Raw genomic sequence first — 3,118 nt, forward strand, 5'->3', positions numbered from 1 at the left:
TAAGAAATAGTAGATGCACCCTGACTCATCCCTCAGCTACCCGCTGGGGATTTTTTTTGTTCAATTTTATCTCAACCAATCTATTAGTTTGATTTGGCTTACCCATTTCTAATTTATTCCGGATCAAGACAGAGCAATCAAGGATTAAGAAATAGTAGATGCACCCTGACTCATCCCTCAGCTATCGGCTGGGGATTTTTTTTGTTTAATCTTGTCTCAACCAATCTATTAGTTTGATTTGGCTTACCCATTTCTAAATTGTTCCGGATCTAGATCGACCAATCAAGGATTAAGAAATAGTAGATGCAACGTGACTAATCCCTCAGCTACCCGCTGAGGTTTTTTTAATAGACCTCTTGCAAAATTCCAAAAATATCGCTCTTGAGCACTTACTAGGAGCGCCTGCCAGTATAATTATACTGAAAGCATTACTGGACAATACTTTCGGAATTTAAAACCTGTTAGTTTCCGTAAGCATTATAAATTTACGGAAGAATATTAGATATCCCGATGGGTAAAGGGCTTAGCATTCTCACCAACATAAGTAGCCGCAATGTGACCATTACCTGTAACCTTGTATTTGTAAGTCACCAATCCCTCTAACCCCACTGGACCACGGGGGGGCATTTGTTGAGTGCTAATTCCTACTTCTGCTCCAAAACCATAACGGAAACCATCGGCAAAGCGAGTAGAACAGTTGTGGAAAACATTAGCGGCATCCACTTGATTTCCGAAGCTATCTGCTACCTCCTGGTCTTCAGTAACAATTGCATCCGTATGTCTGGAACCATAAGTATTGATATGGTTAATCGCTTCTTCTACAGAGTCTACTACTTTGATAGAAAGAATTAAATCACTGTATTCTGTAGACCAATCCTCATCCGTTGCTACCGAGATTGGGATAATCTCACGGCTAGCTTCATCCCCTCGTAATTCTACATTACGCTTTTTCAAAGCTTCTGCTGCTAGGGGCAAGAAACGAGGAGCAATTGTTGAATGCACCAGCAGGGTTTCAATCGCATTACAAACCGCTGGATATTGCGTTTTAGCATCAACGGTGATAGTTACCGCTTTTTCCAAGTCAGCTGCTGCATCAATATAGAGGTGGCAAATCCCATCAGCATGACCAAGTACTGGGATACGAGTATTCTCCTGCACAAACCGAACAAAAGCATTCGACCCTCTGGGGATAATCAAATCCACATAGTTGTCTAGTTGTAACAGCTCTTTGATTTCTTCTCTAGTGGTTAACAACTGTACCGTTGCTGGGTCAACTGCTGTGGTAGATAATCCTTTATGAATTGCTTTGACTAGGGTTTCACAGGAGCGAATTGCTTCTTTACCGCCTTTGAGGATAACACCATTACCGGATTTAATCGCAAGAGAGGTAATTTGAATTAAGGCATCGGGACGAGCTTCAAAGATAACCCCTAAAACTCCTAAGGAACAAGTGACTCGTTTGAGGATTAGTCCTTGATCCAGTTCTCGATGAATTTGGACATTGCCCACAGGATCACCAAGGTTGCCCACATCTCGCACCCCCTGAATAGCCCCCTTGAGCTTCGTTTCGTTCAACTTCAGGCGATTGTAAAGGGGTTTGGGAATTTTATCTGCCTCAGCCGCTTGGCAGTCTGCAGCATTCGCCGCTAGGATTTCCGGTGCTGCAGCTTCCAAGGCTTGGGCTATTGCCTCAATAGCTTCATTTTTAGCCTTTGTTGAGAGAACGGCTAACTTCTGTGCAGCTTGACGGGTTTTTTGAGCGATCGCACTTAGGGGTATGGATGCAAGTGGTGTAGCTGTCATGGTTTTGATTTTGGAGGCAATACCAATACGTGATCAGCAGTGTAGCAAATTGACGCTCCCAGAGGGTGCAGGCCGTGCTATTCTTGGGGATTCTTGCTTGCCCCAAACCCCCATCATCGGCTAAACCATCAAGGTATACATCAGGTTGACTATAAGATTAACTTTGCGAAAACGCGATCGCATACAGCCGCTGTGGATAGTAGTAAATAGCTTACGCAATTCAGCCATCGATACCCCTTAGTTGGTCGAGCTGTGATCTAAAAGCAAGACAGGGGTATTTTTTTTGTGTAACAGCTCAAAAGCTTTTCCCGGCTACATACTAGTTGTCTGAGGTCTGACCAACTCGTCTTACCCTGAAGTTATACCATTGGTTAACTCTTTGGTTAACGTTGGGAAAACGCGATCGCATACAGCCGCTGTGGATAGTAGTAAATAGCTTACGCAATTCAGCCATCGATACCCCTTAGTTGGTCGAGCTGTGATCTAACAGCAAGACACTCAGAGGGTATTTTTTTTGGAACAGCTCAAAGGCTTTTCCCGGTTACATACTAGTTGTCTGATGTCTGAGCAACCTTACCCTGAAGTTATACATAAGGTTAACTCTTTGGTTAACGTTCCGAAAACCCGTACGCATACAGCCGCTGTGGATAGTAGTAAATAGCTTACGCAATTCAGTCATCGATACCCCTTAATTCCTCTGTCTGTGATCTAAGAGCAAGACAGGGGTATTTTTTTTGTGTCACAGCTCAAAAGCGTTTCCCGGCTACATACTAGTTGTCTGACCTCTGAGCAACTCGTCTTACTATCAACTTATACCTAAGGTTAACTTTCCGAAAACGCGTAAGCATACAGCGGCTGTGGATAGTAGTAAATAGCTTACGCAATTCAGCCATCGATACCCCTTAGTTGGTCGAGCTGTGATCTCACAGCAAGATACTCAGGGGTTATTTTTTTTGGAACAGGTGAGAGTAATAGGTACTATAGCTACATAGCAAAAAGCAAAAATTGACTTTTGCCACAGACTCAATGTTAATTTTAACTACTCACATCAGCCAATAGTTCCATTTGAGCCTAAATCTAAGATGCTCTATAACTATATAATTGTCGGTGCTGGTTCAGCAGGTTGTGTCCTTGGTGACATACTCCCACACTGACTCTGCTCTTACAGAGCCGCTCCGCGAACGAGTGAGCGTGTGGGCTTCTTGCCAACTCCACCCAACGGTTAGGATACTCGGCAAGCTTTATTAACGACACGGGATGACCCTCCGCGCCGGAACAATACAAAAAAGTTCTATTTTTAGTTAGTAGGTGGCGG

Annotated in this window: 2 protein-coding genes; both read right to left on the minus strand. The window is 43.6% G+C overall.

The features are described from left to right. Positions 1 to 498: 498 nt before the first annotated feature. Positions 499 to 1,803, minus strand: coding sequence for a glutamate-5-semialdehyde dehydrogenase (locus F6K37_RS36090; RefSeq protein ID WP_008181659.1), 1,305 nt, complete (start codon positions 1,801 to 1,803; stop codon positions 499 to 501). Positions 1,804 to 2,122: 319 nt separating this feature from the next. Then, positions 2,123 to 2,257 carry a hypothetical protein gene (locus tag F6K37_RS36095; protein ID WP_287255788.1) on the minus strand — a complete coding sequence of 45 codons (135 nt, stop codon included), beginning with the start codon at positions 2,255 to 2,257 and terminating at the stop codon, positions 2,123 to 2,125. Positions 2,258 to 3,118 lie beyond the last annotated feature (861 nt).

Source organism: Moorena sp. SIO4E2, assembly GCF_010671945.1.
GTDB classification, from domain to species: Bacteria; Cyanobacteriota; Cyanobacteriia; order Cyanobacteriales; family Coleofasciculaceae; genus Moorena; species Moorena producens.

Coding starts and splice junctions, on each gene's coding strand:
- F6K37_RS36090 (WP_008181659.1), bottom strand. CDS start 1,803: ATGACAGCTACACCACTTGCATCCATACCCCTAAGTGCGATCGCTCAA.
- F6K37_RS36095 (WP_287255788.1), bottom strand. CDS start 2,257: ATGGCTGAATTGCGTAAGCTATTTACTACTATCCACAGCGGCTGTATG.